The 14,958-nt window shown below is 70.5% G+C and carries 15 protein-coding genes; 7 read left to right on the top strand and 8 right to left on the bottom strand.

Annotated elements, in window-relative coordinates; genetic code table 11:
• Positions 1 to 4 precede the first annotated feature (4 nt).
• Together KIH27_RS09375 and KIH27_RS09370 are read left to right on the top strand one after the other, a co-directional pair.
• Positions 5 to 520, top strand: a complete 516-nt coding sequence (locus KIH27_RS09375) for a MarR family winged helix-turn-helix transcriptional regulator (RefSeq protein WP_214092665.1) — start codon at positions 5 to 7, stop codon at positions 518 to 520.
• 5 nt (positions 521 to 525) lie between these two features.
• Positions 526 to 1,191: an SDR family oxidoreductase gene (locus tag KIH27_RS09370; RefSeq protein ID WP_214092664.1), complete on the top strand. Its 666-nt coding sequence runs from the start codon at positions 526 to 528 to the stop codon at positions 1,189 to 1,191.
• Positions 1,192 to 1,195: 4 nt separating this feature from the next.
• Here KIH27_RS09370 and KIH27_RS09365 read toward each other — a convergent pair whose 3' ends face one another.
• Together KIH27_RS09365 and leuS are read right to left on the bottom strand one after the other, a co-directional pair.
• Entirely contained in the window at positions 1,196 to 2,329 is a 1,134-nt protein-coding gene (locus KIH27_RS09365) for an adenylate/guanylate cyclase domain-containing protein (protein ID WP_214092663.1), read from the bottom strand.
• Between the two features lie 16 nt (positions 2,330 to 2,345).
• On the bottom strand, positions 2,346 to 5,240 hold the full coding sequence (leuS, locus tag KIH27_RS09360) for a leucine--tRNA ligase (RefSeq protein ID WP_214092662.1): 2,895 nt from the start codon (positions 5,238 to 5,240) through the stop codon (positions 2,346 to 2,348).
• A 185-nt stretch (positions 5,241 to 5,425) separates the two neighbouring features.
• On the opposite strand from leuS, the gene KIH27_RS09355 reads away from it, so the two are divergent.
• Both KIH27_RS09355 and KIH27_RS22510 read left to right on the top strand, forming a co-directional pair.
• A complete protein-coding gene (locus KIH27_RS09355) occupies positions 5,426 to 6,286 on the top strand; it encodes an LpqN/LpqT family lipoprotein (protein WP_214092661.1) in 861 nt (286 codons plus the stop codon).
• Between the two features lie 28 nt (positions 6,287 to 6,314).
• On the top strand, positions 6,315 to 6,923 hold the full coding sequence (locus tag KIH27_RS22510) for a hypothetical protein (RefSeq protein ID WP_250149831.1): 609 nt from the start codon (positions 6,315 to 6,317) through the stop codon (positions 6,921 to 6,923).
• A gap of 14 nt (positions 6,924 to 6,937) precedes the next feature.
• Here KIH27_RS22510 and KIH27_RS09345 read toward each other — a convergent pair whose 3' ends face one another.
• The gene (locus KIH27_RS09345; RefSeq protein WP_214092660.1) at positions 6,938 to 7,543 is read right to left on the bottom strand and encodes a YqgE/AlgH family protein; all 606 of its coding nucleotides are present in this window, start codon (positions 7,541 to 7,543) and stop codon (positions 6,938 to 6,940) included.
• 130 nt (positions 7,544 to 7,673) lie between these two features.
• On the opposite strand from KIH27_RS09345, the gene KIH27_RS09340 reads away from it, so the two are divergent.
• Positions 7,674 to 8,966, top strand: a complete 1,293-nt coding sequence (locus tag KIH27_RS09340; RefSeq protein ID WP_214092659.1) for an MFS transporter — start codon at positions 7,674 to 7,676, stop codon at positions 8,964 to 8,966.
• A 9-nt stretch (positions 8,967 to 8,975) separates the two neighbouring features.
• Positions 8,976 to 9,749 (top strand): TIGR03084 family metal-binding protein, encoded by a 774-nt coding sequence (locus KIH27_RS09335; protein ID WP_214092658.1) that lies wholly within the window; start codon positions 8,976 to 8,978, stop codon positions 9,747 to 9,749.
• 113 nt (positions 9,750 to 9,862) lie between these two features.
• Here KIH27_RS09335 and KIH27_RS09330 read toward each other — a convergent pair whose 3' ends face one another.
• The 5 genes from KIH27_RS09330 to KIH27_RS09310 form a co-directional block, all read right to left on the bottom strand.
• Positions 9,863 to 10,723 carry a PE-PPE domain-containing protein gene (locus KIH27_RS09330; RefSeq protein ID WP_214092657.1) on the bottom strand — a complete coding sequence of 287 codons (861 nt, stop codon included), beginning with the start codon at positions 10,721 to 10,723 and terminating at the stop codon, positions 9,863 to 9,865.
• A gap of 324 nt (positions 10,724 to 11,047) precedes the next feature.
• Positions 11,048 to 11,269: a hypothetical protein gene (locus KIH27_RS09325; protein WP_214092656.1), complete on the bottom strand. Its 222-nt coding sequence runs from the start codon at positions 11,267 to 11,269 to the stop codon at positions 11,048 to 11,050.
• A 5-nt stretch (positions 11,270 to 11,274) separates the two neighbouring features.
• Positions 11,275 to 11,892 carry a hypothetical protein gene (locus KIH27_RS09320; protein ID WP_214092655.1) on the bottom strand — a complete coding sequence of 206 codons (618 nt, stop codon included), beginning with the start codon at positions 11,890 to 11,892 and terminating at the stop codon, positions 11,275 to 11,277.
• A 136-nt stretch (positions 11,893 to 12,028) separates the two neighbouring features.
• Positions 12,029 to 12,538, bottom strand: a complete 510-nt coding sequence (locus KIH27_RS09315) for a pullulanase (RefSeq protein ID WP_214092654.1) — start codon at positions 12,536 to 12,538, stop codon at positions 12,029 to 12,031.
• Positions 12,539 to 12,583: 45 nt separating this feature from the next.
• Entirely contained in the window at positions 12,584 to 14,026 is a 1,443-nt protein-coding gene (locus tag KIH27_RS09310; RefSeq protein ID WP_214092653.1) for a CCA tRNA nucleotidyltransferase, read from the bottom strand.
• 98 nt (positions 14,027 to 14,124) lie between these two features.
• Between KIH27_RS09310 and KIH27_RS09305 the strand changes: the two genes are divergently transcribed.
• Entirely contained in the window at positions 14,125 to 14,910 is a 786-nt protein-coding gene (locus KIH27_RS09305) for an NUDIX hydrolase (RefSeq protein WP_214092652.1), read from the top strand.
• Positions 14,911 to 14,958: the final 48 nt, after the last annotated feature.

The raw sequence follows: 14,958 nt of genomic DNA, 5'->3' as shown, positions 1-14,958 counted from the left end.
AACTATGGCGGAGCACACACCCGAGTCGCCGGAGGTCACGGCGATAGCTGAGGGATTGCACCGTTCGCTGTCCAAACTCTTCGCGATCCTGCGCCGCGGCGACATCAGCCGCGGGACCACCACCGGCGAGCTGACGCTGGCCCAGCTGTCGATCCTGATCACCCTGCTGGACCGCGGCCCGATCCGGATGACGGAACTGGCCGCGCTGGAGCGGGTCCGCACCCCCACCACCACGGTGGCGATTCGCCGGCTGGAGAAGATCGGGCTGGTCAAACGCACCCGTGATCCCTCCGACCTGCGCGCGGTGCTGGTCGACATCACCCCGGAGGGGCTGGCCACCCACCGGGAGTCGCTGGCGGCCCGGCACGCCGCACTGGCATCGATGCTCTGCCGGCTCAGCTCCGAGGAGCTCGCCACGCTGACCCGCGCGCTGGAACCGCTGGAGCGGCTGGCCAGTGGTGAGCCGGCCGACGGTCCGGCCGACGATTCGGCTGCCGCCTCGGCCGGCGAACCGGCCTGAGATTCATGCCGACCGCCCTGATCACCGGTGCCGGCAGCGGAATCGGCGCCGCGATCGCCACCGCCCTGGAACCCACCCACACGCTGCTGCTGGCCGGTCGGCCGTCGGCGCACCTGGACGCCGTCGCCGACCGGCTCGGTGCCACCACCTGGCCGCTGGACCTGGCCGACTCCGACGGCCTGGCCGACGCGGTGGAGGTCATCGACGAACTCGACGTGCTGGTGCACAACGCCGGCGTGCTGGTGCCCGGCCCCGTCGGCGAGTCCTACATCGAGGAGTGGCGGGCCACGTTCGAGGTCAACGTGTTCGGCGCGGTGGCGCTGACGCTGGCGCTGCTGCCCGCCCTGCGGCGCGGCGAGGGCCGGGTGGTGTTCATCAATTCCGGTGCCGGGCAACGTGTCTCGACAGGGATGGCGTCGTATTCGGCGAGCAAGTTCGCGCTGCGTGCCTTCGCCGATTCGCTGCGGAACGACGAGCCGGGACTGCGGGTGACGACGGTGTATCCGGGCCGCGTGGACACCGCGATGCAGCGCGACCTGGTCGCGTTCGAGGGCGGGGTGTACGACCCGGCCCGGTTCCTGCGCCCGGAGACGGTGGCGGGGATCGTCGCGAACGTGGTGACGGCACCGCCGGACGCGCACCTGCACGAAGTGGTGGTGCGGCCGCGCTGAGGCGTCACCGCGGTTCGCGGTGTGCGCGAAACAATCTGGTCTCGCCCTCAACGCCTTTGAGCTGGCGCGCGCCGACGAACGTCCAGCGGTAGCCGGCCGCGTCGGCGATCGCATCGTGCACCGCCCCCGCGACCACCACGGTGCCGGGTTCGGCGACGCTGGTCACCCGGCTGGCCACGTTCACCGGGCTGCCGAACCAGTCCCGGGCGCGGCTCACCGCCCACCCGGAGGCCAGCCCGATCCGCAGCTCCGGCAGCCGCTCGTCCCGGCCGACGGCCGCCAGCAGATCCATCGTCGTGTCCAGCAGTTTCAGCGGGTCGGAGGAGACCAGCATGACCGCGTCCCCGATGGTCTTCACCAGCCGGACCGGCGGATTGACCACCTCGTGCGCCAGATCCACCAGCCGCTCAACGAATCTCACCAGCTCCTCCGGTGGTACCGCCTCCCCGAGCCGGGTGAAACCGACCATGTCGGCGAACGCCACCGAGAGCTTGCGGGCGCCGGGCAGCGCGGTGCCCTCCGCCCGCTCACTGGCGTTGACCGCCTCACCTTCGAGCGCCCGGCGCAGCTGCACGAACAGGATGTCCTGAATCATCGGGCCCAGCAGTGGGATCACCTCGCCGACCATCTGCTCGTAGGCTTTGGCCACCTCCAGCTCGGTCAGTCCCGGGGACATGATCGCCGACATCGTGCTGTAGCGGAACGCCGGCACCGCGTGCGAAATCCCTTCGGCCAGACGGCGAACGAACAGCGTGACCTGACCGGGGTCGAGTCCGGCGGCGATCAGCCGCTGCAGCCGCACCGCAGCGTCGGCGTCGGCCCGCAGCAGTCCGACGGTGTCCGGGTCGGCCAGCCGGGGCAGGCCCAGCGCGCGTTCGAGACCGCGCAGCAGTTCCGGGTCGATGCCGTCGCCGTCACTGACCTGCCGCTCGGACACATATCGGCCGTCGTTGCCCAGTTCCCGGTGCGCGGGCAGCAGCATCGGCGCGACCTCGGCCCGGATCTGCTCGAAGGTGAAGCCCTGCTCCAACAACCAGCGGACCAGTTCGGTGCGCTCCTCGCGGGCGCTCTCGTCCAGACCGTTCAGCAGGCCCATCTCCGCGAGCGCGTCGCGGAAGGCGCCGCCGTCGGTCCACATGATCCCGCCCCGGCCGTCAGACGACCAGGTTGACCATCCGGCCGGGCACCACGATCACCTTCTTGGGGGTCGCCCCGGCCAGGAACGCCTGCACCTTCTCGTCGGCCAGTGCCGCCGCTTCGATGACGTCGGCGGCAGCGTCGGCGGCCACCGTGACCAGACCGCGCTTCTTGCCGTTGACCTGCACCGGGTAGTCGACGGTGTCGGCGACCAGGTAGGCCGGGTCGGCCACCGGGAACGGCCCGTGCGCCAGCGAGCCGTCGTGGCCCAGTCGCTGCCACAGTTCCTCGGCCAGATGCGGCGCCAGCGGTGCCAGCATCAGCGTCAGCGGTTCGACGGCGGCGCGCGGCACGGCGTCGCGATGCTCCTTGGTGAGATGGTTGGTGTATTCGATCAGCTTCGCGATCGCAGTGTTATTACGGAGGGCCGCAAGGTCTTCCGAGACACCGGCGATGGTGCGGTGCAGCAGCCGCCGGGTGTCGACGTCCAGATCCTGATCCACCACCCGGGTCGCGCCGGTCTCCTCGTCGACGACCAGGCGCCACACCCGCTGCAGGAAGCGGTGCGCCCCGACGACGTCCTTGGTGGCCCACGGCCGGGACATCTCCAGCGGGCCCATCGACATCTCGTAGACCCGCAGCGTGTCGGCGCCGTACTCGTCGCAGATCTCGTCGGGTGAGACCGAATTCTTCAGGCTCTTACCCATTTTCCCGTACTCCTGGGTCACCTCGACGTCGCCGTCGGGGGTCGGCAGGACGAAGCGGCCGTCGCGTTCGATCACCTCGGCGGCCGGCACGTAGGAGCCGCGCGCATCGGTGTAGGCGAACGCCTGGATGTAGCCCTGGTTGACCAGGCGCCGGTACGGTTCCCGCGAACTGACGTGGCCCAGGTCGTGGAGCACCTTGTGCCAGAACCGCGAATACAGCAGGTGCAGCACCGCATGCTCCACCCCGCCGACGTAGAGGTCCACCCCACCGGGGTCGCCGGACCCGTGTTCGGCCGGCCGCGGCCCCATCCAGTACGCCTCGTTCTCCTTGCCGCAGAACGTCTCCGAGTTGGTCGGGTCGGCATAACGAAGCTCGTACCAGGAACTGCCGGCCCACTGCGGCATCACGTTGGTGTCGCGGGTGTAGGACTGCAGGCCGTCGCCGAGGTCCAGGTCCACGTGCACCCAGTCGGCTGCCTTCGCCAGCGGCGGCGCCGGTTCGCTGTCGGCGTCCTCGGGGTCGAACTGCGCCGGCGAGTAGTCCGCCACGTGCGGCAGTTCGATCGGCAGTGCGGCGTCGGCCAGCGGATGCGCCCGGCCGTCGCCGTCGTAGACGATCGGGAACGGCTCGCCCCAGTAGCGCTGCCTGGCGAAAAGCCAGTCGCGCAGCTTGTATTCGATGCGAGCCCAGCCGCGCCCGGCCGTCGTCAGCCGCTCGGTCATCGCCGCCTTGGCGTCGGGAACCGTCATCCCGTCCAGCGGGCCAGAGTTCACCAGCGGTCCGTCACCGGTGTAGGCCGCCTCCGAGATGTCGCCGCCGGCAACGACTTCCACCACCGGCAGCCCGAATTCGCGGGCGAACTCCCAGTCCCGCTGGTCGTGGCCGGGCACCGCCATGATCGCGCCGGTTCCGTAACCGGCCAGCACATAGTCGGCGATGAAGATCGGCACCGGCCGGCCGTCGGCCGGGTTGGCGGCGTAACCGCCTAGGAAGACACCGGTTTTGGTTTTGTTCTCCTGGCGTTCCAGATCCGACTTCGCCGCAACCGCCTTGCGGTAGCCGGCTACCGCCTCCGCCGGGGTGTCCGCGTCGAACGTCCAGCGCGGGTCGACGCCGTCGGGCCAGGCCGTCGCGGTCAGCCGGTCCACCAGTTCGTGTTCGGGCGCCAGCACCAGGTAGCTGGCGCCGAACAGCGTGTCGGGCCGGGTGGTGAACACCTCGATGTCGACGGCGCCGCCGTCGGACAGGGTCGCGGCGAACAGTGCCGCCGCCCCCGTGGAGCGCCCGATCCAGTTGCGCTGCATGGTCTTGACCTTCTCCGGCCAGTCCAGCGCGTCCAGGTCGTCGAGCAGTCGGTCGGAGTACGCGGTGATCCGCATCATCCACTGCCGCAGGTGTTTCCGGAACACCGGGAAGTTGCCGCGATCGCTGCGCCCGTCGGCGGTGACCTCCTCGTTGGCCAGCACCGTGCCCAGGCCGGGGCACCAGTTCACCAGCGAATCGGAGCGGTACACCAGTCGGTGGCCGTCGATGATGTCGGCGCGCTCACCGGCGCCCAGCGCCGCCCAGTCCCGGCCGTCGTCGAGTGTGCGTGTGCCGGAGTCGAACTCGGCGATCAGCTCGGCGATCGGGCGGGCCTTGCCGGCAGCCGCGTCGAACCAGGCGTTGTAGATCTGCAGGAAGATCCACTGCGTCCAGCGGTAGAAGTCGGTGTCGGTGGTGGCGAAGCTGCGCCGGGTGTCGTGCCCCAGGCCCAGCCGTCGCAGCTGGCGCCGGAAGTTGACGATGTTCGCCTCGGTGCGGGTGCGCGGGTGGGTGCCGGTCTGGATCGCGTACTGCTCGGCGGGCAGACCGAACGCGTCGAAGCCGAGCGCGTGCAGCACGTTGTGGCCGGTCATCCGGAAGTAGCGGGCGTAGACGTCGGTGGCGATGTAGCCGAGCGGGTGCCCGACGTGCAGGCCGTCGCCGGACGGATACGGGAACATGTCCTGCACGAACATCTTGTCGGCTGGCACCGCGGTGCCGTCCGTCGGGGCGAGGTCGCCGACCGGGTTGGCGACGTTGAACGTGCCGGCCTGTTCCCAGCGGTCCTGCCACGCGGTTTCGATGCGGCCGGCGAGGTCCGCGCCGTAGCGGTGGCGGGGGGCGGCATCGGCCTGCTCGGCGGCGGCGCGGTCGGCCTGGGTGGTCGGGGCTTCGGTCACCTCAACAGGGTAAAGGGCCGGTTTGCCGGGTCGATCGCCACAGGTTGGTCTCGGTGGGGTTGCGGGCGGGTGAGAGCTTCGTTCCAGGTCGGTTGCGAGCGGCGCCCGGCGGCCGAACCCCGGTTACGGTCGATTCCAGGCACGGTCCGAGGTTGCCGCGGGCCGTGGGGAAGGACCGATTCGAGATGACGAGCTTGCGACGATGGGTGGGGTGCGCGGCGCTCGCCGCGGCCACCGCGGTGGTGCTGGGCGACGCCACCGCAGCAGCCGACCCCCTGCTTCCGGTTCCGCCCACGCCGGGTTACCCGCCCGTCGTGCAGCCGGCCGCGGTGCCGGTCCCGGGCACCACGATGCTTCCGGGCGGGGCGTCCGGGGTCGTCGGGATGCCGCCGGTCGGGGCACCACCCGTCGGCCTGCCGCCGGTGGGGACACCGCCGGCCGCGATGCCACCCACGGCCGTGCCCGCCGCCTCCGGCACCCTGCACGACTACTTCGCCGCCCACGACGTGCAGCTCGAACCGCAGCAGGCGGCCGGTTTCACCGCACTGAACCTCACGTTGCCGCTGCCCCCGGGCTGGACGCAGGTGCCCGACCCCAATGTGCCCGACGCGTTCGCGGTCTTCGCCGACCGGCGCAGCGGTGCGCTGTACACCCCGAACGTCCAGCTGGTGGTGTATCGCCTGGTCGGACACTTCGACCCGAAGGAGGCGATCACCCACGGCTTCGTCGACAGTCGGCAGCAGATGGCCTGGCAGACCACCAACGCGTCGCTGGCGGACTTCGACGGATTCCCGTCGTCGGTGATCGAGGGCACCTATCGCGAGGGCGACATGACCCTGAACACGTCGCGGCGGCACGTCATCGTCCCGGCCGGCGCGAACAACTACCTGGTGTCTCTGACGGTGACCACCGGGGCCGGCCGGTCGGTCGGCACAGCGCCGGCAACCGACGCGATCATCAACGGGTTCCGGGTGAGCGTTCCAGGCAGCGCCCCGACAGCCCCGGCGGCCCCCGCACCGCAGCCCCGGGTGGGCACCGGCCACTGACCGGTCACGACCTCGTATTCTGGAGGTCATGCTGATCACGGGTGTGTTGTGCCTGCTCGCCGCCGTCGCGTCGCTGGGCTTCGGAGTGCGGACGCTGAGCCGCCCGGTCACCGCGGATCCCGAGCAACGGGTGATGCGCGCGGTGGCGCCGGCCCAGGTGGCCGCCGGGGTGATTCTGGGCGCCGGTGGCGCGGCCGCACTGGCCGGTCCGCCCGCGGTGGGACTGCTCGGGGTGTTCATCGGGGTTACCGGGGCGCTGGCCACCCTCGGCGCCGGCGCCTGGCTGGGCGCCCGGTACGCGGCCCGACAGGACGAACTGATCGCCGCCGCCACCGGTGGTGGTGGTGGTTGTTGCGACGGGTGCGGGTGCGCCGGCGGCGCCCCGGACGAGGCGTCGGAAGCTGCCGCGCAGCCCGGCACAGTGGACATGTCGATCCCGGGGCTGATGCCCGGCAGCATGCCCGAGCCGGCGGTGAAGATCGAGGCGTTCGGTTGCGGCGACGGCTGCGGCTGCTCGGACCACCCGGCCGTTGCGATCGAGGCCTTGGGCTGCGGTGACGGCTGCGGCTGTTCCGGCAGCGCACCGGTCCCGGCGGAGCCGGCCGGCGGCTGCGGAAGCGGTTGCGGCTGCGGGTAACTCCCGGCGGTCCGTCAGTTGCGGCTGATGTCGACCGGGTGGGTCGCCAGCAGCGACATCGGCCACGGCTGACGGCGCAGCGCCCGCCCCCACAGGTCCACCCGCGGACCCACCAGCACGTCTGACGGCAGCGCGGACAGCACGATCCAGTCGTCGCGCTCGATCTCGCCCTCCAGCTGACCGATGGTCCAGCCGGCATAGCCGGCGAAGATCCGCAGCCCCTCCAGATGGGGGGCGATCGTCTCCGGGTCGGCGTCCAGATCCACCATCACCAGCCGGCCGTCGATGTGACGCAGGCCCGGGATGCCGTCGGGCCGCACCCCGATCCGCAACAGTCCCACGCAGAGCGCGGCGTCGCGCTTGACCGGGCCGCCGACGAACATGGTCCTGGGCTTGCTGGCCAGGTCCGACCACTGCGGCAGCACGTTGTACACCGCGGTCTCACTGGGGCGGTTCAGCACCACACCGAGCGTCCCGCCGTCGTTGTGCTCGACCACGTAGATGACCGTGCGCCGGAACGTCGGCTCGAGCAGATCGGTGTTCGCCAGGAGCAGGGTGCCGGCCCGGACCCGGTGCGTCGCGGGCGCGATGAAATCCTCGGGGTCTTCGGACTGCGCCATCCCCCCATCATGGCACCCGCACCTGGCGAACGTGTCGACCTCCGCCGGACCGTGACATCGGTGTGCGGTTTGTACTCTGGCGCAGGGCCGGTGCCGCACGGACAACCGCCCGCACCCGGAAGTAGGTCCAGTGGTGAACACCCGCGCCCCCGCCGCACTGTGGCGGTCGGCGCGCGGGCTGCCGGAGTTCTGGCGGCTGCTGGAGCTTCGGGCCGCGAGTCAGTTCGGCGACGGGCTGTTTCAGGCGGGGCTGGCCGGTGCGCTGCTGTTCAACCCGGACCGGGCCGCCGACCCGTGGGCGATCGCGGGGGCGTTCGCCGTGCTGTTCCTGCCGTATTCGCTGCTGGGGCCGTTCGCCGGGGCGCTGCTGGACCGCTGGGACCGGCGGATGGTGCTGGTGGTGACCAACATCGCGCGCCTGGTGCTGGTGGTCGTGATCGCGGCGCTGCTGGCGGCGGGGACGGGCGATCTGCCGGTGCTGTGCACGGCGCTGCTCGCCAACGGATTCACCCGGTTCATCTCCTCCGGGCTGTCGGCCGCGTTGCCGCACGTGGTGCCGCGTGAGCAGGTGGTGACGATGAACGCGCTGGCGATCGCCACCGGCGCGGTCGGCGCGTTCTTCGGCGCCAATTTCATGCTGGTGCCGCGCTGGCTGGTGGGCGCCGACGACCGCGGGGCGGCGTCGGTGATGCTGCTGGTCACGCTGCCGGTGGCGCTCGCCCTGGTGCTGTCGCTGCGGTTCGCCCCGCATGTGCTCGGCCCCGACGACACCAAGCGGGCGATCCACGGGTCGGTGTTCTACGCGGTGACGACGGGCTGGCTGCACGGGGTGCGCACGGTGCGGGACCGTCCGACGGTGGCCGCCACGCTGGCCGGGCTGGCCGCGCACCGAATGGCGTTCGGGATCAACATGCTGCTGGTGCTGGTGCTGGTCCGCCATGTCGGCGAGCACTCGGTGGCCGGGCTGGGGATGACGGCGCTGTTCGTCGCCGCGGCGGGCAGTGGGTCGTTTCTGGCCACGGTGCTGACCCCGCCGGCGGTGCGCCGGTGGGGGCGTTACGCCACCGGCAACGGCGCGCTGGCGGCGGCGGCGGCGATCCAACTCGGCGCGATCGGGCTGTACCTGCCGGTACTGGTGGGGTGCGGCTTCCTGCTCGGGGTGGCCGGACAGGTGGTGAAGCTCTGCGCGGACACCGCGATGCAGATCGACGTCGACGACGCCCTGCGCGGGCACGTCTTCACCGTGCAGGATTCGGTGTTCTGGGTGGCGTTCCTGATCGCGGTGACCGGCACCGCGGCGGTGGTGCCACCGAACGGGCAGGCGCCGGGGCTGATCGTCGCCGGGGTGCTGCTGTATCTGATCGGCCTCGTCGCGCACAGCGTGCTCGGACGGCGCCGGGACCCGGCGGAGGCCAGGGCTTAGAGTACGCAGATGGCTGATGCTGCTGCGGTGATTGCCGATCTGACCGCCGAGGGTGACGAGCTGGATGCGCTGGTCGCGCCGCTGGCCGAGGCCCGCTGGGCGGAGCCGACACCCGCCCCGGGCTGGACGATCGCCCACCAGATCGGTCACCTGCTGTGGACCGACCGGATCTCGCTGACCGCGGTCACCGACGAGGCGGGCTTCGCCGATGCGCTGGCCGCGGCGATGACCGACCCGACCGGGTTCGTCGACAAGGGCGCGGCCGACCTCGCCGCGCTGCCACCGGCGGAGCTTCTCGCGGACTGGCGGGCGACCCGGGCGCGGCTGCACGAGGCGCTGCTGGCGGTGCCCGACGGACGCAAGCTGCCCTGGTTCGGTCCGCCGATGAGCGCCCCGTCGATGGCGACCGCACGGCTGATGGAGACCTGGGCGCACGGCCTGGACGTCGCCGACGCCCTCGGCGTGACCCGGCCCGCGACCGCCCGGCTGCGCTCGATCGCGCACCTGGGGGTGCGGACCCGCGACTTCGCGTTCACCGTGCACAACCTGACGCCGCCGGCGGAGGTGTTTCACGTGGAACTGCGCGCGCCCGACGGTGGCGTGTGGTCGTGGGGGCCGGCCGACGCCGCGCAGCGGGTCACCGGGTCGGCGGAGCACTTCTGCTTCCTGGTCACCCAGCGCCGGGCGCTCGCCGACCTGGATCTGGTGGCGGCCGGCGACGACGCGCAGCGCTGGCTGGGGATCGCCCAGGCTTTCGCGGGGCCGCCCGGGCCCGGTCGCTGAGCGCTTGCGCGAAGCGAGCCGGGACCGTTAGACCGAGGCCCGGTCGCTGAGCGCTTACGCGAAGCGAGCCGGAGCCGTTCAACACAGCGTTGGGCGCTGAGCGCACCGGCGACTCAGAACCAGGCGAGCATCCCGCCCATGATCATGTTGAACGAGTTCGACAGTGCGTCAAACATGTTCACGTCGGCACTGTCGATGATGTGGTACGTCGTCAGATCTGAGGGGTCGATAGTCGCACCTGCGATCTCGTCTGGCGTCAACCCGAGGTACGCCAGGTGATCCCAGAACATCCCCGGGGCGTTGGCGCCGTTGTCCCAGTTGGCGAAGCCGTCACCGGTCAACGTGTAGGTATCGGTCGTGAACAGGTTGTCCGGGGTAACCACGCCGATCGCCGTGTTGATGTGGTTCATCTCGGCGAACTGGTTGATCCAGTCGGTCACCTCCGGCCGCCACGACTCCGGCACCCACTGCAGCAGGGTGGCCATGATGTTGGCGAGGAATCCGTCTGGCGTCGCTGAGTCGCCGACGAACACGAAGTGCAAGGCGTCCGAGGGGATTCCGTAGTCGTGAAGCGCCTGCTCACTCATCCCCGCCGCAACCGCTGCCTGCGAGTAGCCGAAGACGTACAGCGGGTCCTCGGCGCTGAACTCCCCCGCATCCCACTTGGTTTCAATGGCCTTGATCAGGATGTCCTGCACGCCGGCCATGCTCTGGTTGAGGTTGGAGGTCTCCGGCACCTGCAGGAACGTCGGGTCGCTGTCCTTGTCGAAGCCGTTCGGAACCAGGTACAGCGACTTGGTCAGGTCGAGCCAGTCCTGGTTCATCGCCGGGATCATCACCAGCGCCTCGCTGGTCAGCAGGTAGCCGGTGTGGCTTGCCTCGGCGGCCAGCGCCGGGAAACTCGCCGCGCCGATCGCCAGCGGTGCCGCCAGCAGCGGCGCCACCAGGCACGCCCCAATGGATGTCTTGTTCATTGCGCACTCCCCCAAACCTGACCCCTGCATCACGCAGGTGGCTTTGCTGCGCCCGATTCTGGCACACGTCTGAGGAAACACCAAGCGGCGTCGACACACGCTCCACATCCAGGAACAGCCATCGCATCGGTGCATTCGAGTGAACCTCGGGTCGCGGTCGATGGAGCGCAGTTCGACCCCAACCGGACCGCCAACCCACCCCGGACGCACAAGATCAGTTAGCTAGCCAGGCTCACGACACCGTCGCCCCGCCCGTGGTTCGGTCGCCGTCGGTATCGACGCACGCCCCCGTTACCCGCCGATGTGGCGTCTCGGATTCGCCGATCAGGCTGCGTCGTGCGCGCCGATCAGCGCAAGCGCCACTTCCGCGGAAACTTCGGACACGTTCGGTTCGCGGAGCATCTCACCGGCGATCTCGTAGTCGTCCATCCACCGCGACTCGGCACGGTTCCAAATCTGCGGCACGACATCGAAATCCGTACGCGGATCAGTTTCGGCGCGGATCACTAAAGCGTCCGCGCCTTCCGGCCAAACCCAGTACCGCACGGCGTTCATCCTACCGCCGGGACACTATCCGGCCAGGGTACGTCTTTGAAAACAGCACTCTGCCGCCTTCGCAACCGTCGCTTCTCCGACGAGGGTGTCTCGGGCCGACGCTCGATTTCATAAAATTGATGCGTCTCCTCTGCTGCGGTGAGGGAAGCATTCGTATGGAGTTGTATCTCGAACGGGTACCCGTCGGGCGCTTTAAGCACGACATTGCGACCCTTGTACCCGTCACGAAGCCATCCGCGCGGGTCGTTCACTACCGCATAGCCCGCGGCAGTGAATCTTTCGATCAGAGTTTCAGCGGCTTCCCAGTACCGGGGGTCAGTGGTCGAAACCCACGTGTAGCGAAGTGCGTCGCTGATGATGTTCGGTTTCGCAACGTCTTGACCGCGCCTGGCCAGCCTCCGTAACTTCTCCGCGACCGCCTCAGGTGTCTTGAGTCGCGAATCGGGTCGTTGCAGGCCGCCAAGAGAAGCCGCGGCAATCGATCGCACCATCGCCGTGATCCCGGGCTCATGCTCGGCTGCCGCCGCAATGATGCGGCGGACGCAGTCGTCCTCGAGATCATCGGATCCAGTACCGCTCATTCCGGACGGGCCACCGGCCGCGCCCGTCCACACGGCCTCATCTCCTGCTGCACGGGCTGCGGTGAACGACCCACCGCATCAGCGATCGGGGTGCCGCCGTCGACTGGCGAGTCGCCGCGGGCGGTGGGGATGAACTCCGGCGCACTGGCGAGCGATCATTCGACGGCCCTCACAACACCGTCGCCCCGTCCGCCGCACCGTCGCCGTCGGCATCGGTCAGTTTGACGTTCCACCGCCCGTCGCCGTCGGTGTCGACGTAGGCCTCCCGGTACCCGCCGGCGCCGTCACCGATCAGCACCCGGTCGGCCAGCCCGTTGCCGTCACTGTCGACCAGCAGGTCGTCGGCGTGCCCGGTCCCGTCGAAGTCGACCATCGGGCCGCCGGTGTGCTCGGCACCGTCGAGGCCCAGCCACCGCAGGCCGCCCGGCCGGCCCGCCGAGCCCTGCCCCCACGTCCCGGTCCCGTCGTCGGTGAAGTACCGACCCCCGGCATCGGCGTCGAGCACCAGATGGTCGGCGATCCCGTCGCCGTCGAGGTCGGCCAGCGCGTCGTCGCGCAGCCCGTCGCCGTCGAAATCGAGGCCGATCGCGTCCGGCAGCCCGTCACCGTCGAGGTCGAGATCCGGCGGGCCGCTGAAGAACGTCGCCGTGCCGTCACCGTCACCCAGGCAGTAGTCCATACCCGGTTAGACGGACCCGAGCGGTTACCGGTTCCGCTAAGACCGCTACGTCTTCTGTGTCCCCCACCAGGACAGCAGTTCGGCGGTCGCCTCGTCGCGGGACAGCGGCCCGCGCTCCAGCCGCAGCTCCTTCAGGAACGACCAGGCGCGGCCCACCAGCGGCCCGGCCGGGATGCCCAGCAGCTCCATGATCTCGTTGCCGTCCAGGTCCGGCCGCACCCGCTGCAGGTCCTCCTGCTCGGCCAGCGCCGCGATCCGGTGCTCCAGTTCGTCGTAGCTGGCCTGCAGCCGCGCCGCCCGGCGCTTGTTGCGGGTGGTGCAGTCGGCGCGCACCAGCTTGTGCAGCCGGGGCAGCAGCGGGCCCGCGTCGGTGACGTAGCGGCGCACCGCCGAATCGGTCCACTTCCCGTCGCCGTAGCCGTGGAACCGCAGGTGCAGGTAGACCAGCTGGGAGACGTCGTCGATCATCTGCTTGGAGTAGCGCAGCGCCCGCATCCGCTTGCGGGTCATCTTCGCCCCCACCACCTCATGGTGATGGAAACTCACACCGCCGTCGGCCTCGTGCCGGCGGGTGGCCGGCTTGCCGATGTCGTGCAGCAGCGCCGCCCAGCGCAGCACCAGATCCGGCCCGCCGGAACCCTCGAGATCCACAGCCTGGCGCAGCACGGTCAGCGAATGCTGGTAGACGTCCTTGTGCTGGTGGTGCTCGTCGATCGCCATCTGCATGCCGCCGATCTCCGGCAGCACCACGTCACCCATCCCGCTGGTCACGATCAGGTCGACGCCGGCAGCCGGGTCGGCGCCCAGCAGCAGCTTGTCCAGTTCGGCGGCGATCCGCTCGACGGTGATACGGGACAGCTGCGACGCCATCTCCACGATCGCCGTCTGCACCCGGGGCGCCACGGTGAAACCGAGCTGGGCGACGAAACGTGCGGCGCGCAGCATCCGCAGCGGGTCGTCGCCGAAGGAGTCCTGCGGCGCGGTCGGGGTGTCCAGCACCCGATCCCGCAGCGCCGCCAGACCGCCCAGCGGGTCGAGGAACTCCCCCGGGCCCGCGCCGGTGATGCGCACCGCCATCGCGTTGACGGTGAAGTCGCGGCGCACCAGGTCGTCCTCGAGCGAGTCGCCGAACCGGACCTCCGGGTTGCGCGACACCCGGTCGTACTGGTCGGCGCGGAACGTGGTGATCTCCAGGCGTTTGGCGCCCTTGCCTACCCCGATCGTGCCGAAGTCGATACCGGTGTCCCACAGCGCGTCGGCCCAGCCGCGCACCAGCCGCTGCACCTGCGCGGGGCGGGCATCGGTGGTGAAGTCCAGGTCGGGACTGGCGCGGCGCAGCAGCGCGTCGCGCACCGACCCACCCACCAGATACAGCTGATGGCCGGCGGCGTCGAACAATTCGCCGAGCTCACGCAGCAACGCGGCGTGCTGGTTGAGCATGACCGCGGCGGCGGCCAGCAGCTCGGCGTCCTGGATGGCTTCGGGCACGGACGATGAGCCTAACGCGACTGCCTGGTCGGACGATAAGACCCCGGACCCGGCGAGGGAGGCGGGCGGACCCCCGAGTGCCAGCTACTATCGCATGGGTGTCGGCCGACGGCGGAGAAGCCAATTCGGGGCGGCGCCGCAGGCGGCGCCGCGGTCGGCGCACCCCTGGTTCCAAGGGGAACCACTCCGAGGTCAGCCCCGCGAAGTCTGGCTCCACTCCCCCCGATCCCGCCCCCACGCCCGGGCCCAGCACCAGCCGGTCGCCGCAGCGCCGGCCCCGCACGGCGCGGCACGGCCCGGACCGGTTGCGCACCGTGCATGAGACGTCGGCCGGCGGCCTGGTCATCGACGGCATCGACGGCCCGCGGGAGGAGCAGGTCGCCGCGCTGATCGGCCGGATCGACCGGCGCGGACGGATGCTGTGGTCCCTGCCGAAGGGCCACATCGAGGTCGGCGAGACCGCTGAGCAGACGGCGATCCGCGAGGTCGCCGAGGAGACCGGGGTGCAGGCCAGCGTGCTGGCCGCGCTGGGCAGCATCGACTACTGGTTCGTCACCGAGGGCCGCCGGGTGCACAAGACCGTGCATCACTATCTGATGCGGTTCTCCAGCGGGGAACTCTGCGACGACGACATGGAGGTCGCCGAGGTGGCGTGGGTGCCGATCCGGGAACTGCCGTCCCGGCTGGCCTACGCCGACGAACGGCGGCTGGCCCTGGTCGCCGACGAACTGATCGACCGGCTGCAGTCCGACGGCCCGGCCGCGCTGCCGCCGCTGCCGGTGTCCGCGCCGTGGCGGCGGCCACAAACGCATTCGCGGACCCGCAACATCCGCCCCGACAAACACGCACCGGACCGGAAGAACGGTCGCGGGTTGGGCTCGTGACCCGGCTGCGACGATGCGGTGAGGGTCTGACCCGGCGGGTGCTGGCAG

It is taken from the genome of Mycolicibacter acidiphilus, from assembly GCF_018455725.1.
GTDB classification, from domain to species: domain Bacteria; phylum Actinomycetota; class Actinomycetes; order Mycobacteriales; family Mycobacteriaceae; genus Mycobacterium; species Mycobacterium acidiphilum.
The sequence above is the reverse complement of the archived record's forward strand: the minus strand, read 5'-3'. Positions and strand labels throughout refer to the sequence as shown.

Excerpts from the sequence above, each read along its gene's own strand:
- KIH27_RS09345 (WP_214092660.1), bottom strand. The coding sequence starts at position 7,543 with ATGGCGCAGTCCGAAGACCCCGAGGATTTCATCGCGCCCGCGACGCAC.
- KIH27_RS09370 (WP_214092664.1), top strand. The coding sequence starts at position 526 with ATGCCGACCGCCCTGATCACCGGTGCCGGCAGCGGAATCGGCGCCGCG.
- KIH27_RS09335 (WP_214092658.1), top strand. The coding sequence starts at position 8,976 with ATGGCTGATGCTGCTGCGGTGATTGCCGATCTGACCGCCGAGGGTGAC.
- KIH27_RS09355 (WP_214092661.1), top strand. The coding sequence starts at position 5,426 with ATGACGAGCTTGCGACGATGGGTGGGGTGCGCGGCGCTCGCCGCGGCC.
- KIH27_RS09365 (WP_214092663.1), bottom strand. The coding sequence starts at position 2,329 with ATGTGGACCGACGGCGGCGCCTTCCGCGACGCGCTCGCGGAGATGGGC.
- KIH27_RS09315 (WP_214092654.1), bottom strand. The coding sequence starts at position 12,538 with ATGGACTACTGCCTGGGTGACGGTGACGGCACGGCGACGTTCTTCAGC.
- KIH27_RS09375 (WP_214092665.1), top strand. The coding sequence starts at position 5 with ATGGCGGAGCACACACCCGAGTCGCCGGAGGTCACGGCGATAGCTGAG.
- KIH27_RS09330 (WP_214092657.1), bottom strand. The coding sequence starts at position 10,723 with ATGAACAAGACATCCATTGGGGCGTGCCTGGTGGCGCCGCTGCTGGCG.
- KIH27_RS22510 (WP_250149831.1), top strand. The coding sequence starts at position 6,315 with ATGCTGATCACGGGTGTGTTGTGCCTGCTCGCCGCCGTCGCGTCGCTG.